The sequence below is a fragment of the Sphingomonas sp. genome (assembly GCF_031361285.1).
In the GTDB taxonomy this organism is placed as follows: Bacteria; Pseudomonadota; Alphaproteobacteria; order Sphingomonadales; family Sphingomonadaceae; genus Sphingomicrobium.
In genome coordinates this window covers 1-19329 of record NZ_JANMCO010000014.1, presented here as the reverse complement: position 1 = coordinate 19329, position 19329 = coordinate 1, and the positions used below count along the sequence as shown (strand labels likewise).

At 64.5% G+C, this 19329-nt stretch carries 23 protein-coding genes, 1 tRNA gene and 1 pseudogene; 12 read left to right on the top strand and 13 right to left on the bottom strand.

Features of this window, described 5'->3' with window-relative positions; genetic code table 11:
• Positions 1-817 (top strand): aldehyde dehydrogenase family protein (locus RMO25_RS01460; protein WP_309660824.1); only part of this gene is annotated, 817 nt, incomplete at its 5' end.
• Here RMO25_RS01460 and RMO25_RS01455 read toward each other — a convergent pair.
• On the bottom strand, positions 814-1224 hold the full coding sequence (locus RMO25_RS01455) for a DUF559 domain-containing protein (RefSeq protein ID WP_309660823.1): 411 nt from the start codon (positions 1222-1224) through the stop codon (positions 814-816). The genes RMO25_RS01460 and RMO25_RS01455 overlap by 4 nt on opposite strands.
• Before the next feature lie 88 nt (positions 1225-1312).
• Here RMO25_RS01455 and RMO25_RS01450 point away from each other — a divergent pair, with 88 nt between their 5' ends.
• The gene (locus tag RMO25_RS01450) at positions 1313-2965 is read left to right on the top strand and encodes a thiamine pyrophosphate-binding protein (protein WP_309660822.1); all 1653 of its coding nucleotides are present in this window, start codon (positions 1313-1315) and stop codon (positions 2963-2965) included.
• 295 nt (positions 2966-3260) lie between these two features.
• Here RMO25_RS01450 and RMO25_RS01445 read toward each other — a convergent pair whose 3' ends face one another.
• A complete protein-coding gene (locus RMO25_RS01445) occupies positions 3261-3917 on the bottom strand; it encodes a protein-L-isoaspartate(D-aspartate) O-methyltransferase (protein ID WP_309660821.1) in 657 nt (218 codons plus the stop codon).
• A gap of 43 nt (positions 3918-3960) precedes the next feature.
• On the opposite strand from RMO25_RS01445, the gene RMO25_RS01440 reads away from it, so the two are divergent.
• Entirely contained in the window at positions 3961-4773 is an 813-nt protein-coding gene (locus RMO25_RS01440) for a class I SAM-dependent methyltransferase (RefSeq protein ID WP_309660820.1), read from the top strand.
• Here the strand turns inward: RMO25_RS01440 and RMO25_RS01435 are convergent.
• Genes RMO25_RS01435 through thiS form a run of 3 tightly spaced genes read right to left on the bottom strand, consistent with a single transcriptional unit; the run spans position 4766 to position 6185 of the window.
• Positions 4766-5539, bottom strand: coding sequence for a thiazole synthase (locus RMO25_RS01435; RefSeq protein WP_309660819.1), 774 nt, complete (start codon positions 5537-5539; stop codon positions 4766-4768). The two genes, RMO25_RS01440 and RMO25_RS01435, sit on opposite strands and share 8 nt — an antisense overlap.
• The gene (locus tag RMO25_RS01430) at positions 5536-5964 is read right to left on the bottom strand and encodes a hypothetical protein (protein ID WP_309660818.1); all 429 of its coding nucleotides are present in this window, start codon (positions 5962-5964) and stop codon (positions 5536-5538) included. The genes RMO25_RS01435 and RMO25_RS01430 overlap by 4 nt, the downstream gene beginning before the upstream one ends.
• On the bottom strand, positions 5961-6185 hold the full coding sequence (thiS, locus tag RMO25_RS01425) for a sulfur carrier protein ThiS (RefSeq protein WP_405051815.1): 225 nt from the start codon (positions 6183-6185) through the stop codon (positions 5961-5963). Before thiS ends, RMO25_RS01430 begins: the two co-directional genes overlap by 4 nt.
• A gap of 74 nt (positions 6186-6259) precedes the next feature.
• Between thiS and RMO25_RS01420 the strand changes: the two genes are divergently transcribed.
• Genes RMO25_RS01420 through RMO25_RS01410 form a run of 3 tightly spaced genes read left to right on the top strand, consistent with a single transcriptional unit; the run spans position 6260 to position 8831 of the window.
• The gene (locus RMO25_RS01420; RefSeq protein WP_309660817.1) at positions 6260-6742 is read left to right on the top strand and encodes a biotin/lipoyl-containing protein; all 483 of its coding nucleotides are present in this window, start codon (positions 6260-6262) and stop codon (positions 6740-6742) included.
• Positions 6742-8094: an acetyl-CoA carboxylase biotin carboxylase subunit gene (gene accC / locus RMO25_RS01415; RefSeq protein ID WP_309660816.1), complete on the top strand. Its 1353-nt coding sequence runs from the start codon at positions 6742-6744 to the stop codon at positions 8092-8094. Before RMO25_RS01420 ends, accC begins: the two co-directional genes overlap by 1 nt.
• 41 nt (positions 8095-8135) lie before the next feature.
• Positions 8136-8831 carry an energy transducer TonB gene (locus RMO25_RS01410; protein WP_309660815.1) on the top strand — a complete coding sequence of 232 codons (696 nt, stop codon included), beginning with the start codon at positions 8136-8138 and terminating at the stop codon, positions 8829-8831.
• 13 nt (positions 8832-8844) lie between these two features.
• Here RMO25_RS01410 and RMO25_RS01405 read toward each other — a convergent pair whose 3' ends face one another.
• Positions 8845-10149 (bottom strand): L,D-transpeptidase family protein, encoded by a 1305-nt coding sequence (locus RMO25_RS01405; protein WP_309660814.1) that lies wholly within the window; start codon positions 10147-10149, stop codon positions 8845-8847.
• Positions 10150-10375: 226 nt separating this feature from the next.
• On the bottom strand, positions 10376-10936 hold the full coding sequence (locus RMO25_RS01400; RefSeq protein ID WP_309660813.1) for a glycine zipper family protein: 561 nt from the start codon (positions 10934-10936) through the stop codon (positions 10376-10378).
• A gap of 200 nt (positions 10937-11136) precedes the next feature.
• Here RMO25_RS01400 and arsC point away from each other — a divergent pair, with 200 nt between their 5' ends.
• Both arsC and aat read left to right on the top strand, forming a co-directional pair.
• Positions 11137-11481 carry an arsenate reductase (glutaredoxin) gene (gene arsC, locus RMO25_RS01395; RefSeq protein ID WP_309660812.1) on the top strand — a complete coding sequence of 115 codons (345 nt, stop codon included), beginning with the start codon at positions 11137-11139 and terminating at the stop codon, positions 11479-11481.
• A 20-nt stretch (positions 11482-11501) separates the two neighbouring features.
• Positions 11502-12269: a leucyl/phenylalanyl-tRNA--protein transferase gene (gene aat, locus RMO25_RS01390; RefSeq protein ID WP_309660811.1), complete on the top strand. Its 768-nt coding sequence runs from the start codon at positions 11502-11504 to the stop codon at positions 12267-12269.
• A gap of 35 nt (positions 12270-12304) precedes the next feature.
• On the opposite strand, the pseudogene RMO25_RS01385 reads toward aat, so the two are convergent.
• Positions 12305-12538, bottom strand: a pseudogene (locus tag RMO25_RS01385) (DUF2155 domain-containing protein); the annotation flags it as partial.
• 146 nt (positions 12539-12684) lie between these two features.
• Complete coding sequence (locus RMO25_RS01380) at positions 12685-13068, bottom strand: NADH:ubiquinone oxidoreductase subunit NDUFA12 (RefSeq protein WP_309660810.1); 384 nt, start codon at positions 13066-13068, stop codon at positions 12685-12687.
• Between the two features lie 107 nt (positions 13069-13175).
• On the opposite strand from RMO25_RS01380, the gene RMO25_RS01375 reads away from it, so the two are divergent.
• Positions 13176-14951 (top strand): hypothetical protein, encoded by a 1776-nt coding sequence (locus RMO25_RS01375; protein WP_309660809.1) that lies wholly within the window; start codon positions 13176-13178, stop codon positions 14949-14951.
• A gap of 87 nt (positions 14952-15038) precedes the next feature.
• Here the strand turns inward: RMO25_RS01375 and RMO25_RS01370 are convergent, their stop codons facing one another.
• From RMO25_RS01370 to RMO25_RS01360, 3 genes are all read right to left on the bottom strand, one after another.
• Complete coding sequence (locus tag RMO25_RS01370; RefSeq protein WP_309660808.1) at positions 15039-15434, bottom strand: DUF192 domain-containing protein; 396 nt, start codon at positions 15432-15434, stop codon at positions 15039-15041.
• A 71-nt stretch (positions 15435-15505) separates the two neighbouring features.
• Positions 15506-15991: a cold-shock protein gene (locus RMO25_RS01365; protein WP_309660807.1), complete on the bottom strand. Its 486-nt coding sequence runs from the start codon at positions 15989-15991 to the stop codon at positions 15506-15508.
• Between the two features lie 170 nt (positions 15992-16161).
• Complete coding sequence (locus tag RMO25_RS01360) at positions 16162-16716, bottom strand: RecX family transcriptional regulator (protein ID WP_309660806.1); 555 nt, start codon at positions 16714-16716, stop codon at positions 16162-16164.
• A 140-nt stretch (positions 16717-16856) separates the two neighbouring features.
• Between RMO25_RS01360 and RMO25_RS01355 the strand changes: the two genes are divergently transcribed.
• Complete coding sequence (locus RMO25_RS01355; protein WP_405051816.1) at positions 16857-18620, top strand: fatty acyl-AMP ligase; 1764 nt, start codon at positions 16857-16859, stop codon at positions 18618-18620.
• 129 nt (positions 18621-18749) lie between these two features.
• On the opposite strand, the gene RMO25_RS01350 is transcribed toward RMO25_RS01355, so the two are convergent.
• A tRNA-Trp gene (locus RMO25_RS01350) sits at positions 18750-18825 on the bottom strand.
• Between the two features lie 163 nt (positions 18826-18988).
• Between RMO25_RS01350 and secE the strand changes: the two genes are divergently transcribed.
• Together secE and RMO25_RS01340 are read left to right on the top strand one after the other, a co-directional pair.
• Positions 18989-19186 (top strand): preprotein translocase subunit SecE, encoded by a 198-nt coding sequence (gene secE, locus RMO25_RS01345; RefSeq protein WP_309660805.1) that lies wholly within the window; start codon positions 18989-18991, stop codon positions 19184-19186.
• A gap of 47 nt (positions 19187-19233) precedes the next feature.
• Positions 19234-19329 (top strand): transcription termination/antitermination NusG family protein (locus tag RMO25_RS01340; RefSeq protein ID WP_309660825.1); only part of this gene is annotated, 96 nt, incomplete at its 3' end.

The window sequence follows — 19329 nt, the reverse complement described above, 5'->3', positions numbered from 1 at the left end:
CCACGGCAAGGCCTCGCTGGTCAGCCCGCTGCTGGTCGCCTCGCCGGTCATCCGCAAAGTCAGCTTCACCGGCTCGGCCCCGGTCGGCACGCAATTGATGCACCAAGCCGCCGACAGCATGACCCGCATCACGCTCGAGCTTGGCGGCCACGCGCCGGTGCTGATCTTCGACGATTGCGATCTTGAAAAGACGCTCGACATGGTCGTGCCGCAGAAATTCCGCAACGCCGGCCAGGTGTGCGTCTCGCCGACCCGTTTCTACGTCCAGGAAGGGATTTACGACGCCTTCCTCAAGGGTTTCGCGGCCCGCACCGCCAACGTCAAAATCGGCGATGGCCTCGCGGCGGACACCAAGATGGGTCCGCTGGCCAACGCCCGCCGCCCCGACGAAATCGAGAAACTGGTCAATGACGCCGAGGCCAAGGGTGCTCGGGTGCTCGCCGGTGGTGAACGCGGGAAAAGCGGCTTCTTCTTTCAGCCAACCTTGCTCGGCGATGTCCCAGTCAATGCCGACATCATGAATGAGGAACCGTTCGGTCCGGTTGCGGTCAGCGCCAGCTTCAAGAATTTCGACGAAGCGATCGAACAAGCCAACCGTCTGCCCTACGGCCTGGCGGCATTCGCCTTCACCGAAAACGGCCGCCGCGCCAATTTGCTCGGCGACGCGATCGAAAGCGGCATGGTCGGCATCAACACCTTCGCCATCTCCGGCGCCGACACCCCGTTCGGCGGCGTCAAGGACAGCGGTTTTGGCAGCGAAGGCGGCAAGGAAGGGCTGGAGACCTATCAAGTGGTGAAAGCGATTCATCAAGCTTAGTCGAAGCGCGACTTCCGCTTCCTCCCCTCCCTCGAAGGGAGGGGCTGGGGGTGGGTGGCGCCGCCAAGGCGCTCGGCACAGCGCACAAGGACGAGCTCGGCGGCACCATCGGGATTTTCGATTACGGCATTGTTCCACAGGCGCAGGACAGCCCAGCCTTCGGTCTCCAGGAAATCCGTCCGGCGCTGGTCATAGGGCGCCGCATCGATGTGCTGGCTGCCGTCCAGCTCAACTGCCAGCTTTGCTTCCCGACACGCAAGGTCGACGATGTAAGGGCCAACCACCAGCTGCCGGGTGAAGCGCGGCCGGTATTGCCGCAGCCGAAGCCACAACAGTCTCTCGGCTTTCGTCGAATTGTTGCGCAGTTCGCGCGCGCGCCGCGTCAGTTCGGGGTCGACCCGTTTCATTCTGCTCGAATAGCAAAGCTCGCTGGCGCTCGCACCCACCCCTGACCCCTCCCTTGCAGGGAGGGGAGAAAATCGGCATCGACACACCATGACCAAGCGCACCGGCGGCCGAATCCTTGTCGACCAGCTCAAGATCCAGGGCTGCGACCGCATTTTCACCGTGCCGGGCGAAAGCTTCCTCGCTGTCCTCGACGCGCTCCACGACACGCCGGAGATCGACTTGACCGTCTGCCGGCAGGAGGGCGGGGTCGCTTACATGGCCGACGCCGATGGCAAGCTGACCGGCCGCCCGGGCGTCGCCTTCGTCACCCGCGGCCCGGGCGCGACCAACGCCAGCGGCGGGGTCCATGTCGCCTTCCAGGACTCAACCCCAATGATCCTGTTCGTCGGCGACCTCGACCGCGCCGACAAGGATCGCGAAGGCTTCCAGGAAGTCGATTTCGCCGCCTTCTTCGCGCCGATCGCCAAATGGGCGGCGCGGATCGACGACGCGCGGCGGATTCCCGAATATATCGCCCGCGCGTACCGGGTGGCGACCGCCGGCCGCCCCGGCCCCGTGGTGCTCGCGATCCCCGAAGACATGCTGCGCGACGAAGTCGACGTGCCCGACCGCCCATGCGTGCCGCCACTCTGCGAAGCGCCCGATCCCGGCGCCGTCCAGGCTTTGTTCGAATTGCTCAAGGAGGCGACCAACCCCGTCGCCATCGTCGGCGGGGCCGACTGGAGCCCGCGCGCGGCGCATCATTTCGCCACCTTCGCCCACCGCCACGGCATCCCCGTCGCCGCCGCCTTTCGCCGCCAGGACGCGATCTGCAACAGCTGCGGGGTCTATGCGGGGCAGCTCGGCTACGGTCCCAACCCCAAGCTGCAGCAGCGCATTCGCGACGCCGATTTGTTGCTGGTCGTCGGCCCGCGCCTCGGCGAAGCGACCACCGACGGCTACAAATTGGTCACCCCCGACCACCCCGGCCAGACTTTGGTCCACGTCCACCCCGACCCCAACGAGCTTGGCCGCGTCTATCACGCCGATTTGCCGGTCTGCGCCGACATGGGCGAATTCGCCGAGATGATCGCCGACTGGCGCGACCCCGATCTGGTCCGCTTCAACGCCGACGAGGAAGCGCACAAGGACTGGCTGGAGTGGTCCGAGCCGGCCCCGCGCAAGGGCGTAAAATTAGACCTCGGCCCATGCGTCAAGACGATGCGCGACAAGCTTCCCGACACCACTATCGTCTGCAACGGCGCCGGCAATTTCTCGGGCTGGTGGCACCGTTACTGGCGCTACGGCGTGATGCCGACCCAGCTGGCGCCGACCAGTGGGACGATGGGTTATGGCTTGCCGGCCGCGGTGGCGGCGGCGCTACGCTTCAAGGACCGGCCGGTGGTCTGCATATCCGGCGACGGCGATTTCCTGATGAACGGTCAGGAACTGGCGACGGCGGCGGCCCGCGGGCTCGACCTGTTGGTGGTCCTGGTCGACAACAATAGCTACGGCACCATCCGCATGCATCAGGAGCGCGATTACCCCAAGCGCGTCTCGGGCACCGACCTTGCCAATCCGGATTTTGCGGCGCTGGCCCGCGCCTACGGCGGGTGGGCGGAAACGGTGGAGACGACCGGGGATTTCGCTCCGGCCCTCGACCGCGCGCTCGGTCAGAAAGGCATCCGCCTGCTCCACTGCAAGACCGACGTCGAAGTGATCAGCAACCAGACGACAATATCCAGTTTGCGCGCAAAATAAGCATAACCTTAGCTCTTGCGGTCGGGAGCGGCCTTGGTTGGGTTGGATTTCGACCAATTATGCGCAATCTCTGAATCCGTTTTTTTGAAACGAAGTAGAACGGTCTCTCTACGCGGAAAGTGTTTTTCTACTATTTTGTTCATGAGATATTGCATTTCATGTTCCTTTAATTTCGCATTTGTTAATAGTAACGTCCGCGAGACTTCGGAAGTTGCCTGATATTGCTTCAACTTAGCCCATTTTGGAGCGCAATTTCAGTATCCCAGAGGAACAGACAAACCCAAATGGATGGGTTTCATCGGTTGTCGCTCCATCCTTCCTCGCCAATCAGCGGCACGAAGCGCACCTCGCCCAGGTTCTCGCGGTTGGTCCGTCCATCGGCAAGCTTGGTCAGCTTGACCAGTTGCTGCACCCAGGCGCGACCGCCGACCGGCATCACCAACCGTCCGCCCGGTGCCAGCTGGTCGATCAGCGACTGCGGGATCTGGCCTCCAGCCGCCGCGACGAGGATGGCGTCGTAGGGCGCCCCCTCCGGCCAGCCGCGCGTGCCGTCACCTTCGACGATGGCGACATTGCCATAGTCGATCCGCTCCATTCGCTCGCGCGCCGCCGCCACCAGCTCGGGCTGGCACTCGATGGCGATGACTTGCGCGGCGACCAGGCCCATCACCGCCGCCGCATAGCCCGACCCGGCGCCAACCTCGAGCACGCGGTCACTTGGCCCGATTCCCGCCGCCTCGATCATCAGCGCGACGATATAGGGCTGCGAAATTGTCTGCCCGGCCGCGATCGGCAGCGGATGATCGCCGTAAGCCTGGATGCCGTAATCGGAGGCCACGAACACTTCGCGCGGCACCTGCCGAAGCGCGTCGAGCAACCTCGGATCGCGGATTCCCCGCGCGGCGATCTGCCGCTCGACCATCCGCTCGCGAAGTTCCTCGAAGTCTGGCATGGCTACCCTCCGCCAGAACCAACTTCGCGACGGGAGCGTTCCTATGGCTTCGATCGACGTCAGATTTTCCGGATCCGTTCCGGCGAACTACGAACGCTATATGGTGCCATTGCTGTTCCGCCCGTACGCGGAAGTGCTGGCGCAGCGGGCCGTCGCATTCAGCCCCGCGCGGATCCTTGAAACAGCCGCCGGGACGGGCGTCGTCACCGACGCGTTAGCGCACGCGCTGCCGGACGCCGAAATTGTCGCGACGGACCTCAATCAGGCGATGCTCGACGTCGCCGCCGGGCGGGTCACCGCCGCCAACGTCTTATTCAAGCAAGCGGATGCGCTCGATTTGCCGTTCGACGACGGCGGTTTCGATCTCGTCGTCTGCCAATTCGGCGTCATGTTCTATCCCGACAAAGTGCAGGGCAATCTCGAGGCGCGGCGGGTGCTGCGCGACGGTGGCCGCTATTTGTTTGCGGTGTGGGACAGTATCGAGCGCAATCTCCTGTCCAATCTCGCCCACGAAACCCTGCAGAGACTCTTTCCCGAGAACCCGCCGATGTTCATGAAACGCGGGCCGTTCAGCTATAACGATCCGCAGTGGATTGAGCGCGATCTCGCGGCGGCCGGGTTCAACAATGTGCACATCGAGACGGTCGCATTGGCAAGTCGCAGCCCCTCGGCGGAGGAGGCAGCGAGAGGCCTTTGCTATGGCTCGCCGATGCGCGTGGAGTTGGAGCTGGAGGAATATGGTCCGGACGCGTTGGACCGGACGTTTGCCGAGGTATCGCGCGCGGCGCGCCAATTCGAAGGCCCCGACGGATTCGACGCGCCAATGTCGGCGCACATCGTCGTCGCGACTAAATAATCCCCGCCAGCGGACTACTCGGGTCGGCGTAAAGTCGCTTTTGCATCCGCCCGGCGAGATAGGCCAGCCGCCCGGCTTCGACCGCCGCTTTCATCGCCCGGGCCATCAGCACCGGGTCCTTGGCTTCGGCGATGGCGGTGTTCATCAATACTCCGTCGCAGCCCAGCTCCATCGCTTCGGCGGCATCGCTGGCGGTGCCGACCCCGGCGTCGACCAGCACCGGCACGTTCGCGCCTTCGACGATCAGGCGGATGGTCACCAAATTCTGCAGCCCCAACCCCGATCCGATCGGCGCGCCCAGCGGCATGATCGCCACCGCGCCCATATCCTCGAGTCGCCGCGCCGCGATCGGGTCGTCGGCGCAATAGACCATCGGTTCGAAGCCTTCCTTGGCCAAGATTTCGGTCGCCCGGAGCGTCTCGACCATGTCGGGATACAGCGACTTGGCCTCGCCCAGCACCTCCAGCTTGACCAGCGTCCAGCCGCCCGCCTCGCGCGCCAGCCGCAGCGTCCGGATCGCCTCCTCGCCGGTGAAGCAACCGGCGGTATTGGGCAAATAGGTGATAACCTTGGGATCGATGAAATCGGTCAGCATCGGCTGCGTGGGATCGGCGATATTCACCCGCCTCACCGCCACCGTGACAATCTCGGCCCCCGACGCCGCGACCGCGGCGGCATTCTCCTCGAAACTCTTATATTTGCCGGTGCCGACAATCAGCCGCGACGTGAACGTCCGCCCAGCCACCGTCCAAGTGTCGTTCTTCATGATTTGAAGGAACTTCTAAAATCGGAGGCCTTCTTTTGTCGATCCATTGCATCTGCCAAGGCCTCGAACTGGTTTGCGCAATAGAAATCCAGCATCAAATACAAGTTTGCAAAGTCCTCAATAATCCGCCGGTTATATGACACTCTTTCAAAAATTAGCAGGTGCGGCGGACCATATCGATAATCCCACGTAACCTCTGAACGCTTAGCGCCAACGACATAGAGTTCAAACGCGTTGAGGTCACCTTGCCGATACAGTCCGACAAACGAGTCATCGATTTCGCAAGTCCCTGCACGGTTCCTGGCAACCGCCTCATCAAGCTTCGTTTTAGCCCATTCGCGAGTGACTGGACCGTCCTCGATAATGGTCCAATCTTTGGCACGGTAACCGAGGAGCGGACCCGAATTGATCGCACCACTTTTCATCCGCCACCGACGAAATGCACGACCTCGAACGTGTCCCCATCCTCGACCGGCACCTCGGACAGGCTCGTGCGCGGCACGACTTCGAGGTTACGCTCGACCGCCACGCGCAGCGGATCGAGCCCCAGTTCGCCGAGCATTTGCGCGATGCTCAATCCGCCCGGGACACGGCGGTGCTCGCCATTGACGCGGATATTCAGGCTCTGTTGGCGCGCGAAGGACATTGACAAAAAGCAGATAGGAAGGTCCACGGCCAAGCGCAAATGACAGGCCAGACTCAATGAGGGGACCATCGCCTATGGCCGAACCCGGCAAAACCCAGACCAAGGACGGCCCGATGCGGATCGATGCCAAGCTGATCCAGGAGCTCGCCGAGCTGCTGGAGAAGAACGGGCTGACCGAGATCGAGGTCGCCGACGGCGAACGCCGGATCAAGGTTGGCCGTGGGCTTGCCCCGGTGGCCACTGCGGCACCAGCGGCGGCGCCATCCGCTGCGGCACCCGCTCCCGCCGGCGCTGCCGCCGCTCCGGCGGTTGAAGAAATCGCCGGCGAAGTCGTCAAGTCGCCAATGGTCGGCACGGCGTTCCTCTCGCCCGAGCCTGGCGCGGACCCATTCATCGCCGTCGGCAAGCCGGTCAAGGCCGGCGATACGCTGGTGATTATCGAGGCGATGAAGGTCATGAACCCGATTACCGCACCCACCGGCGGCGTCGTTAAGAAGATCATGGTCGCCGATGCCCAGCCGGTCGAATTCGACCAGCCGATGGTGATCATCGGTTAATGCCAATCAAGAAGCTGCTGATTGCCAATCGGGGCGAGATCGCGTTGCGGATTCACCGCGCGTGCCATGAAATGGGCATCAAGACCGTCGCTGTCCATTCGACCGCCGACGCCGACGCGATGCACGTCCGGCTGGCCGACGAGACCGTCTGCATCGGCCCGCCGCCGGCGACCGACTCCTACCTCAACATCCCCAACATCATCTCCGCCGCCGAAGTCGTCCACGCCGACGCCATCCATCCCGGCTACGGCTTCCTGTCGGAAAACGCGCAGTTCGCCGAGATCGTCGAACTCCACAACATCATCTTCGTCGGCGCCAAGCCCCAGCATATCCGCACCATGGGCGACAAGATCGAGGCCAAGCGCACCGCCGCCGCGCTCGGTCTGCCGCTGGTCCCGGGCTCCGATGGCCCGCTGACCAGCATCGCCGAGGCCCGCAAGATCGCCAAGAAGGTCGGCTATCCGGTGCTGATCAAGGCCGCCTCGGGCGGCGGCGGGCGCGGGATGAAGGTCGTCACCTCCGAAGACCAGCTCGAAAGCCTGATGAGCCAGGCCGCGGCCGAAGCCCGCTCGGCGTTCGGCGACGCCACCATCTATCTCGAAAAATATCTCGCCGACCCGCGCCACATCGAATTCCAGGTGTTCGGCGACGGCGCCGGCAACGCCATCCACATCGGCGAGCGCGATTGCTCGATCCAGCGCCGCCACCAGAAATTGCTCGAGGAAGCGCCGTCGCCAGTGATCAGCCCCGAACAGCGCGCGCATATGGGCGGGATCGTCGCCAAGGCGATGGCCGACATGAGCTATCGCGGCGCCGGGACCATCGAGTTCCTCTACGAGAACAACGAATTCTACTTCATCGAGATGAACACCCGGCTGCAGGTCGAGCATCCGGTGACCGAAATGATCAGCGGCCTCGATCTGGTCCGCGAACAGATCCGTGTCGCCAGCGGCCAGGGCCTGTCGTGCAAGCAGGACGAAATCCGCCTCCACGGCCACGCGATCGAATGCCGCATCAACGCCGAGGACCCGCTGACCTTTGCGCCGTCGCCCGGCACGGTGACCAACTATGTCGCCCCTGGCGGCATGCATGTCCGGGTCGATAGCGGGCTCTACGGCGGCTATCGTGTGCCGCCTTATTACGACAGTCTGATCGCCAAGCTGATCGTCTACGGCTCGACCCGCGAACGCTGCATCATGCGCCTGCGCCGGGCGCTCGAGGAGTTCCTCGTCGAAGGCATGAAAACCACCATCCTCCTCCACCAGCAGATCGTCCGCGACGAGGCTTTCTTAGCCGGCGACTACACCATCAAATGGCTGGAAAAGTGGCTCGAAGAACAGCAGGCCAGCTGAATACTTTCGGCGGCGCGGGCGTTTCTTTAAACGAGGCGCACATGGCTTATCGAGCTGCGGACAACCCCGACCGGATGAAGGCGCTTGGCGGCGTGGCCGTCGTACACATTGCGCTCGCGGCGATCATTCTCTCGGGCCTCACAGTAAGGACCGTCTCGCAGAACGTCGAGCGGCTGAAGACCTTCGGTATCCGCGAAGTTCCGCCTCCCCCGCCCCCGAGCCCAATGGCCGAGCGGGCCAGAAACAAGGCTGGCGCGGCGGGCACGACGGCCCTCCCAACGCCAATCGTCGCGCCGCCGCCCAGGATTGTCATCCCCTACCAGCCGCCGGTCACCGCCGCTCGCGTCGCCTCGACAGGCAGCGCGTCGACCGCCGGCGCGGCGACGGCTGGATCGGGCACCGGCGCGGGCGGCGCCGGCAACGGCCTCGGCGGCGGCGGCACTGGCGATTATTCCCGCTTCACCCCGGCGCGCATGCTCAACAAGATCCCCGACCGCGAATATCGCCGGATTTCGGGCGGCCGGATCCCCCGTGGCAGCGCCAGCATATCGTTCCAGGTCAATGCGGACGGCCGCTTGGCCAACTGCCGAATTGTCCGCTCCAGCGGCGATCCTGCGGTCGATTCAACCGTCTGCACTACCGCCACGCAATATTTGCGCTTCAGTCCGGCACGTGACCCCGACGGGCGGCCGATTGCGCAGGACATGACCTACACGCCAACCTGGCGACCCAATTGATTGTGGTGATTGCCTAGCGGCTCGCCAGCCGGCGCCCGTCGAGACCGTAAACATCGTCGAAATAGACGATCGACGACCCGCTCGGCACCGCCGTCAGATAGGTGATGTAGACCGCCACCGGGCTGGGCAGAGGCACCTTTTGCTCGGGCCTGGCGCCGAGCGCCTTCAACGGTCGGCCAAACAGCCAGCGCGCCAGCCGCGGCGCATCCTCGAGCCGGACGCAGCCGTTGCTCTGCAGGCGCGCGGCTTCCTCAAGCTTCTCCCTCTCCGGCGTGTCGTGCAGCCAGATGCCTTGAGCATTCGGGAACATGAACTTCATTTTGCCCATCGAATTGGCCGGCCCCGGCTTCTGCCGCAGCCGAGCCTGTACTCGACCGGCGGCAACCGCGTGCCAGTCAATCGACATAGGGTCGATGACCCGCGCGTGGTCGGACCAGTCCGACAACAGTTCGTAACCCCTATTTTTGAAATAGGCGCGCCCCTCCTTGAGGATGGTGGGCGCAAGCTTCCGGGCAGTGATGTCTGCCGGCGAGTTCCAATAGGGGTTGAGGGCGATGTAACGCATGTAAGCGCTCATCATCGGCGTCTGGGCAATCGCGTCCGGCCGCCCGGCGACGACCCGCATCGAATCCACGACCTCGCCATTTTCATACATGTACAGCCGCGCCGCCGGCGGATTGACCAAAATGTAGCGCTGCCGGCCGATCGGCAACGCCCGCGCCCGCTCGAGATTGGCGGCGAGCAGCTGGCGCTGGCGGTCGTTCGCATACATCCGGCTGGCAAGGGCCTGGCGAAGCCTGGCGTAGATCGGGTTCATCCAGCTCATCTTGCCGACATAGTCGGCCAGCGACGGCGCCGCCGCCGCCTGGTTGAGCACGGTCAGCGCCGACGGCGGGGTCGGCTTGAGCTCGGGATCGACATAGATGATGCCATGGGGGTCGTGGCGCAGGTCGCGTACATAAGTGGCGAACCCCTTGCTCAACATCGCTTCGGCCCGCTGCGCCGCGACCGGATCGCCGCTGGATGCGGCCTGCGCCGCCTTGGCGAGCGCACGCACATGATAGCGATTGGGGTTGAGATTGTCGGCCCCCGCCGACGCCAGCTGCTGCAGCAATTGCGGCGCGGCATTGCCCGACGACGGTCCGAACCACAACGGCGCGCCGCCGCGGGCGCGATAGAATTGATCGATGCTGGCGGTATCCGGAACCGCGGCCACCGCGCGGCTGGACCGCGCTGCGACCGGCGTCGCGCCAACCAACCCGAGCGAAACCACCACGGACAATGCCGTTGCGGCGCGGAAGTCCTTAAAACGGTTCACTTTTTCTCCAATACTTTCGACACCGTCTTACCGACTTCGGAAGGGCCGAGCAACGGCTGGCGACACCAACTGCCGGTCGGTTGTTGCCCCGACAGGCTCAGCCCAAAAAGAAAGTGGCGCCGTGACAAGCACGCAAGCCGCCACGACACCACCAACCATCGCGAAAAACGCGCGCCGGAACGAGTCCGGCGCGCGCTTTACGCATGTCATTCACTAAGACGACCGATTAGCCGCGCTCGCCGCTGCGAACCGGGGCCGTGTAGGTCGGCGCTGGCGCCGTCGTGGCTGGTGCACCGGCATAATATTGGCCGTTGGATACATAGCCATCGACCCGGCCATCGTTGTCACGGTCGGCCCAGATCGCGCCGGCGACACCGCCGACGGCAGCGCCGATGACCGCGCCTTCGAGGACACTGAGGCCCGGGATCACCGCACCGGCGACGGCGCCGAGAGCGGCCCCGCCGATGGCGCCCGTGGCGACGCGGCGAAGGGTCGGGTCATAGCCCTGCGGCTGGCCGCTGTAATATTGCCCGTTCTGGACATAACCATCGACATAGCCGTCGTTGTTGCGATCGGCCCAGACGGCATTGGCGAGACCGCCGATAACCGCGCCAACCGCCGCGCCTTCAATGACGCTGACGCCCGGAACCACGGCTCCGACAACCGCGCCGCCAGCGGCGCCATAGGCCGCGCCTTCGGCGGCATTGCCAGCCGTGCGGCTGTTGGTGGCGCAAGCGCCAAGCGAAACCGAACTCGCCAGCACAACGGCCAAAATTGCTCTTTTCATAGTCTTTCTCCCAATTATTGAACTTTACGGACTAGGCTCCCGAACACATTTTCCTTGGTCTCGGCGCACATGTCACATTCGGAGGAACGACAAATGCACAATATCGTTCCGGTTTCGCGACAAACTCGGCGTTGGAATCATTCGGACCATCGCGCGATGTTTGCATCCGTCCCCAATTAGCAGGTAATTTCGGTCCCGCAATGAAAGCCCTGATCCATCATAATCCGTTGTGCGGCACATCGCGCAAAACATTGGAAATCCTGCGCGAATCCGGTGCTGCTGTGACGGTCAACGAATATCTCAAGGCGCCGCCGGACCGCGCCGAGCTCCAACGCCTCTACGATCGCGCCGGCATGTCGCCGCGCGACGGCCTTCGCGCCAAGGAACCGCTGGCTGAAGAGCTCGGCCTTAACGCCGCCGTCAGCGACGATGCCATATTGGAGGCGATGGTCGCCCATCCGATCCTCATCAACCGCCCGCTGGTCGAAACCGACAAAGGCGTCCGCCTGTGCCGCCCGCAGGAAACGGTGCGCGAAATTCTCTGAAATAACGTCATACTGCGCGCATGAGTCGTCTCGACCCGCGCTTGCTCCTCCAATGCTACGCCGCCGGCATTTTCCCGATGGCGGACAGCCGCGACGCCGCCGAGCTGTTCTGGGTCGAACCGCGCACCCGCGCCATCATGCCCCTTGATGGCCTCCACATGTCGCGCTCGCTGCGTCGGGTCGTTCGCTTGGGTCGGTTCCAGGTCACCCGCGACCGCGATTTCGCGGGCGTTATTCGCGCTTGCGCCAACCGCGAAGAAACCTGGATCAACGATGAGATCGAACATGCGATGGTCGTCCTCCACGCCAGCGGCCACGCCCATTCGATCGAAGTATGGACGACCGGCGACGCGGTTCCCGTGCTGGTCGGCGGGCTATACGGCGTCCGGCTTGGCCGCGCTTTCTTCGGCGAAAGCATGTTCAGCACCGCGACCGACGCCTCCAAGGTCGCGCTCGCCTGGCTGGTCGCCCGGCTGAAGGTCGGGGGTTTCACGCTGCTCGACTGCCAGTTCATGACCGACCACCTCGCCTCGTTGGGCGCGATCAGCGTGCCGCGCGCCGACTATATCCGATTATTGTCGGCGGCGCTCGGCGGCGGCACGGCGGGCGCGGCAACGGCGCCACTGTTAGGCGTCGGTGCTGGGATCACTGCTCCCGCATCCGCCGGATCAGCAACAGCGGCGGCGGACTTCACAGCGCTCGACCGATTGCTCGATGCCACTGGTGCCGCCGGGGCGCCGGGCCCGGCCGGATATGTCATCGCGCAGCTTTTGGGCCAGACATCGTAAACCGGGTGCTCGACGACGTTGAGCGACGGCGATTCCTTGTACAGCCAGCCCGAGAACGCCCGCAGCCAGCGCCCGTCGGGCCGCAACACGTCAAGCTGGACGAAGGCGCCGGTCAACTGTTCCAGCTCCCACGGCGCGGTCGTCTCGCACGCCCGCAGGCGCACGACCGCGTCCTTGATCCGCACCGACTGGCCGGGCCGCAGGGTAATATCGCGGACAATCCCGTTGCGCTTGTTGAGCAGGCCGATGACCGCGACCCGCTGGGCCATCGGGGTAACCCCGGTGACGGCGCCCGGGCCGGCCGCAGGGGTTGCTGTCGCCGATTGACCCGCCGGCTGCCGCGCGCGCTTGATCCTATCGCAGCCGCCAACGCCGATCACCGCCACCGCACATAAGGCCAGGATTGCCCGCACGCTCAGTCGGGTGTCCACGGTTGATAATCGCCAGTCGCCGCCGGGCGCACCTTGCCGCTGCCCAGCGCCCCGTCGGGTCGAAACGCCGCCATCGTCCCGGTGAGGTTCTTGGCCGGCGGCTGATGGAACTTGCGCAGCGCGGGAAGCGCCTTGTCGGGCAGCTCATCGATGGTTCCCCGGAGCCAGGCGTTCCAGCCCGGCGGGACGTTGCTGCCGTCATTGTCGCCTTCGTAGATCACCCAGCGCCGCGCCGGATTCTTGCGGTGCTGGAAATAAAAATTGCCGCTCTCGTCGCGCCCGACCGCTTGGCCGTGGCGGCGTGAGAACAGCGAAGTGCCCCACGTCGCCCCGTTCCACCAGGTAAAGCTTTTCGACCAGAAGCCCATGCGCGAGGGCCTTTGCCGCGTTCGCCCGCGCCGCGCAAGGCGGCGCTAGCGCGAAAAGAGGCACAGGGTACCGATCCGAAAAGACCGAGTTCCCAAAGCAAACACCAATGTTCGGTTTGGGTGGAAAGCAGACATTCAGCCAGCGCACTTACCCAACCCGCTGCCGACCAATTCCTAGCCAACCCTACTCCCGCATCTGTCGTCTGATACGGCCTCATTGTGCTAGGGCAGCACGCGGAGGTGCTGCCATGATCTTGCTTTCCGCCACCTTGGCCTTCGCATTGGTGACCGCAGACCAGGACTCCCACCACAACCACGGCGCGCAACTCGGCAAAATCTCATTCGAAACGAGCTGTAATGTCAATGCGAACACCTCGTTTCAGCGCGGGCTCGGCTGGCTCCATTCGTTCGAATATCGACGGGCGGAGCAGAGCTTCAGCGAGGCTGCGGCCGCGGACCCGGGCTGCGGCATCGCCGCTTGGGGCGTCGCGATGAGCTACTACCATCCACTTTGGGACGGGCCCACGCCCGCGGAGCTCGAGAAGGGCAAGCAAGCGATCGAGAAGGCGAAGGCTGTTGGCGCGAACAGCCGGCGCGAGAAGGATTATATTGCTGCCCTAGACATTTTTTATCGCAGCAGCGACCGCCTCGACCTCAAGACTCGGGCCTTCGCCCATTCGGCCGCGATGGAGCAGCTTCACAATCGCTATCCGCAAGACGACGAAGCAGCAGTCTTCTACGCTCTATCGCTAATAGCCACGGGCACAATGGACGGCGACCCCTCTTTCCCGAGGCAAAGGCAGGCGGGTGCGATCCTCAACAATGTGTTGGCGAAGAACCCCGATCACCCAGGGGTCGCACATTACCTAATTCACGGCTTCGACTATCCAGCGTTCGCCGAGCTCGCGCTGCCTGCGGCTCGGAGGTACGCAACAATCGCGCCTGACTCCGCGCATGCGCAGCACATGCCCTCGCACATCTTCATCCGGCTGGGACTGTGGGATGAAGCGATCAGCTCTAACCGCGCCGCCGAGGCGGCCGCACGAGCATTTGCGCAATCGAGCGGGATGGCAGGCGCATGGGATCAGCAGCTACACGCCATGGACTATCTCGCCTACGCCTATCTCCAGTGCGGCCGCGACGCCGAAGCGCAGCAGGTCCTGGACGAGCTGGAGGCGATCAAGCAGGCCGATCCGCCGACACGCACGGTCGCTTATGCAGTTACGGCAATACCCGCGCGGCTAGCGTTGGAGCGGCGGCAATGGCGAGAGGCGGCTTCGCTCGAATTGCCGCCCGCTCTGCAAGGCCTCAGCGCCCTCGCCAATCATAAATGGGCAGTCGCCCACATCCACTTTGCCAGGGCGATCGGCGCAGCGCGAAGCGGAAACGCAAGGTTAGCCCATGCAGAAGTGGCCAAGCTTGCGGGACTGGAACAAGCATTGACGATCAGGGCAGGCGAATATGACTGGCGCAAGCAGGTATCAATCGAGCGCCAGATTGCCGCTGGCTGGGCCGCACACGTCGACGGCAACGACCATGATGCGGTGCGCGTCATGCGCGCCGCCGCCGGCCTCGACGATGCGACGGAGAAGAACCCGGTAACTCCTGGAGCGATCCTCCCCGCACGCGAGCAACTTGGCGAGCTGCTGCTTGAGCTTGGCCGCCCGGCGGATGCCCTGACCGAGTATGAGACCTCGCTAAAGCGCGCGCCGCGGCGGCTGGCCGGGCTCTTCGGTGCCGCGCGCGCGGCAAAGCTTGCCGGCGACCGGACCAAGGCCCGCAGCTATTATGCGCTGGTAGTTGAGCTCACAAAAAACTCCGACGGAACTCGCGCTGAGGTTAAGGAGGCGCGGGCTTTTGTAGCCGAGTTCGCCGTGCGCTGAAGCTTGCTTCCAGCGAACATTCAAATGTCCGCAATGGGTCGAAAGCAGACATTGTGTCAGAGGCCGACTGCACCCTGAACCACTACCCTAGTGCGGCCAGTCGACCCGGTCGCCAGCGCCGATGCCGAGCTCGGCCGAGCGCCCGCCGGCGATCTCCAGCACCGCCGCAATCGGCTCGGCGGCCGGCACCGGCTCCAGTGACAACGGCACCGTATTGGCCGCAATTCGGGCGATCGTGCCGTCGGGGCGGATGAAGATCATGTCGAGCGGGATCAAGGTATTCTTCATCCAGAACGCCACCGGCTGCGGCGGATCGTAGGGGAAGATCATGCCGCGGTCGAGGCCGAGCGACGGGCGGTTCATCAGGCCGGTTTCCTGCTCCTGGAACGATCGCGCGAGCTCGACGACGAACCGGTGGGTCTTCGCGCCAGTGCGGATGTCGAGGGTCATCTGCTGCAGGCCGGCCGGCGAACGCTCGGTCATCAACGACGGCGACGGGCCGCTGGGGGCGCAGGCGACAACGGTGGAGGCAAGCATCAGCGCGCTGCCAATGATCAGCGCGGCGCCCGAAGCTCGACCGCGGTCAGGCCCTTGGAGCTGGGCGCCACGCGCGCCTCCAATTGCTGGCCCGGTTGCAGCTCGCCCAGGCCCGACTGGCGCACCGTCTCCATATGGACGAACACATCCTCGTCCTCGCCGCCCCGATTGACGAAACCATAACCCTTGACGCGATTGAACCACTTGACCTCCACCGGTTGAAATTCTCCGGCCGTCTCCGACAATGCCGTGCGGTCGGCCCGCTCGCGATCCGAAATGGAAGCTTTGGGCTGCGCAGGCAAGGCCGTGCTCAAGTCGATCGACAACACCCGCTTCGCCTGCAGGCCGCGTTCCAGCCGCGCCGGTATGCATTCGACCATCGCGCCTTCGGGTACGCTCCGGCGGCCATGATCGCGCAGTACGCTGAAATGCAGCAGGATATCGCCGTCGACCTCGTCGCTGACCAGGAAGCCGAAGCCGCGGGTGGAATCGAACCACTTCACCCGACCAACAATCGGCGGCAATTCCGCCGCGTCTGGTGCTAGGTTGCCTTGGACCACACTCGCCGGAGACACATCCGGCGGGTTATCCCCCGTCAGCTGAGTGCTGTTACGCTGCACCTGGTCATTCTAACATGGGTAACAGTGTCGGCAAAACGACTTTCATACGTCCCTTAACCGCCACCTTCGGCCAGCGCCTCGACATCGATGTCGGCGCCGGGCGGCAAGTCGAGGATCGCCCGCGCGAGGCCGAAGCTGTGGCCGGCGCGGATCATCGCGCCCAGCGCCCGCTCACGGACTTTGCGATCGACCACGGCCTCGCTCGCAAACGGGCCGAGATGGCGGCGCTCGGCAAAGCGCAACGCGGAACGCACTGCATCCGCTTGAGCCAAATCGCGTGCCGGCGCCGCGTCGGGCTCCTCGACCCCGGCGACGCGCAGCGACTGGTCGACCCGCCGCAACCCGTACCCGCGTCCCGTCAGCGAGCGCGATTTCGACAGCGCATAAGCGGCGTCGTCGATATAGCCTTGCTCGGCAAAGCGGTCGGCGAGCGCCGCCAAATCTACCGCCGGCCCATCGCCCCAGCCGCGTTCGCGGATCTTGCGAACGAGGTAGGAATGCAGCTTGGCGCGGGTTGTCGCGAACCGGCCGACATAGGCCAGCGCCAGCTCGTTGAGCGTCTCCCGGTTGAGCGGCGGGCGCGGTTTCCGTTGCGGTCTGGAACGCATGCGCCCTTTTTGTGCCACACTCGCCAACCATCACAAAGCCGTGGCTGGTTCATCTTGCAGCCACTCGGGAGGCCACAGCAAGGCAACCAGATTATCAGTTTACTGAGGAGGGAGTCCGCGTGCTCGATCTAAAGCCAGCGATCGAACCCGTCCCCGCGTCCCTGAGCGCGCTTGCTCCTCCCGGCGCGACGCCGACCGCCGACCACCAGCCCCGGCGCAATTCCGATTTCGCGACGCTCGGCGAAGCGCTCGACTATGCCGCCGCGGGCACGCGCGGGCTCAATTTTCACGACGCCCGCGGCACGTTGGTGCACGCTTATCCATATGCCGAACTGCGCGGCGACGCGCTTGCTTGCGCCCGTCGCTTGGTCGGCCTCGGCGTCAAGCCCGGCGATCGCGTCGCGCTGATTGCCGAAACCGGCGCCGAGTTCGCCACCGCGTTCTTCGGTACCGTTTATGCCGGCGGCTGGCCGGTGCCGCTGCCGCTGCCGACCAGCTTTGGCGGCCGCGACGCTTATGTCGAACAATTGAAAGTGATGCTCGGCAGCAGCGATCCGATGCTGTTGCTCTATCCCGCCGAGCTGGCCGAGTTCGTCGTCGACGCCGCCGCCCAGCTGCATGTCGCGGCGCGCGACTGGGCGACGATCGCCGACCTCGAACCCGCCGCCGGCGACCTGCCGGTGCCCGACAGCGACGATATCGCCTATCTGCAATATTCCAGCGGCTCGACCCGCTTTCCGCACGGCGTCGCGGTCACCCACCGCGCTTTGCTCGACAATTTGCGCGCCCACGGCATCGGCCTCGCCATGCAGCTGAGCGACCGGGTGATTAGCTGGCTGCCCTGGTATCATGACATGGGGCTGGTCGGTTGCTTGCTGTCGCCGGTCGCCAACCAGATTTCGGTCGATTATCTCAAGACTGAGGATTTCGCCCGCCGCCCGCTCGCCTGGCTCGACCTGATCACCCGCAATCCGGGCACCACGCTCAGTTATTCGCCGACCTTCGGCTATGACATTTGCTCGCGCCGGACGTCGTCGCAAACCAAGGTCGGCGACCGCTTCGACCTGTCGCGCTGGCGGATTGCCGGCAACGGCGCCGACATGATCCGCCCCGACGTCATGCAGGCGTTCGTCGACGCCTTCGCCGAAGCCGGTTTCAAGGCCGGCGCCTTCTGCCCCAGCTACGGCCTCGCCGAGGCCACCCTGGCCGTCTCGCTGATGCCACCCGGCGAAGGCATCCGCCTCGAACTGGTCGAGGAAAACGAGCTCTCGGGCGCCGAAACCGCCGACCGCGAGCGCCCGCGCCGCTTCCGCGCCATCGTCAATTGCGGCCGCCCGGTGATCGGCATGGAGGTCGAGATCCGCGACGCCGACGGCGCCCTGCTGCCCGACCGCGGCATTGGCAAATTGTTCGTCCGCGGCGCCAGCGTCATGACCGGTTACTTCCGCGATAAGGAATCGACCGCCGCCTGCTTGTCCGCCGACGGCTGGCTCGACACCGGCGACATGGGCTATTTGTCCGGCGGCTACATCTTCATCGTCGGCCGCGCCAAGGACATGATCATCATCAACGGCCGCAACCACTGGCCGCAGGATATCGAAAGGGCGGTCGAGCAATTGCCCGGCTTCATGTCCGGCGACATCGCCGCCTTCGCCATCACCGCTTCGTCGGGCGAGGAGATGCCCGCCGTCCTGGTCCACTGCCGGGTCACCGATCCGCATGAGCGCGGCCGCTTGCGCGACGACATCCGCGAGCGGGTCCGCGCCATCACCGGCATCACCCCGGTGGTCGAGCTGGTCCCGCCCCGCACCCTGCCCCGCACCAGCTCGGGCAAGCTGTCGCGCACCAAAGCCCGCAACCTGTACCTAAGCGGCGACATCGTCCCCTACGACATCGCCGCCTGAGCGCATCGCGCGCCAGCGCAGCAAGAATTGGGCTCACACGAAGGAAGGACCAGGAAGGCACGAAGAGGGCGAATCTTCGTGCCTTGATCTCCTTCTTCGTGCCTTCGTGTGAAACACCTTATCGGGAAATGGCAGGAGTGGGGGGACTCGAACCCACGACCCTCGGTTTTGGAGACCGATGCTCTACCAACTGAGCTACACTCCTGTACTGCGGGCGAGTTAGACGCGGCCCCAATCGTTCGCAAGTGTCCGCTCGACCTTGAACCGCGTGGTCCTTATCGCTAAGTGACGGCTGGCTCCGCTGCCCGCCCCTTTAAACTGGGCGCGCTCGCGGAGCGTTTTTCTTTTTGTGAAGAGGCCCCGACCCAGTGGCGAAAACCTCCCCCGGCGAATTCATCCGCCAAGTCCGCTCCGAAACCAGCAAGGTCGTCTGGCCGACCCGCAAGGAAACCGTCACCACCGGCATCATGGTGATGATCATGACCGGCATGCTCGCCATCTTCTTCTTCGGCGTCGACGCCTTCTTCAACATGATCGTCAAATCCCTCGTCGAACGCATCGCTTAAGGCCACCCTCCCCGCTTGACGGAAGGGGAAACAGAAACAGGAACACAATGTCCCGCTGGTACATCATTCACGCTTATTCGGGCTTCGAGAACAAGGTCCGCGATTCGATCAACTCCGAGGCCAAGCGCCTCGGCCTGACCGCG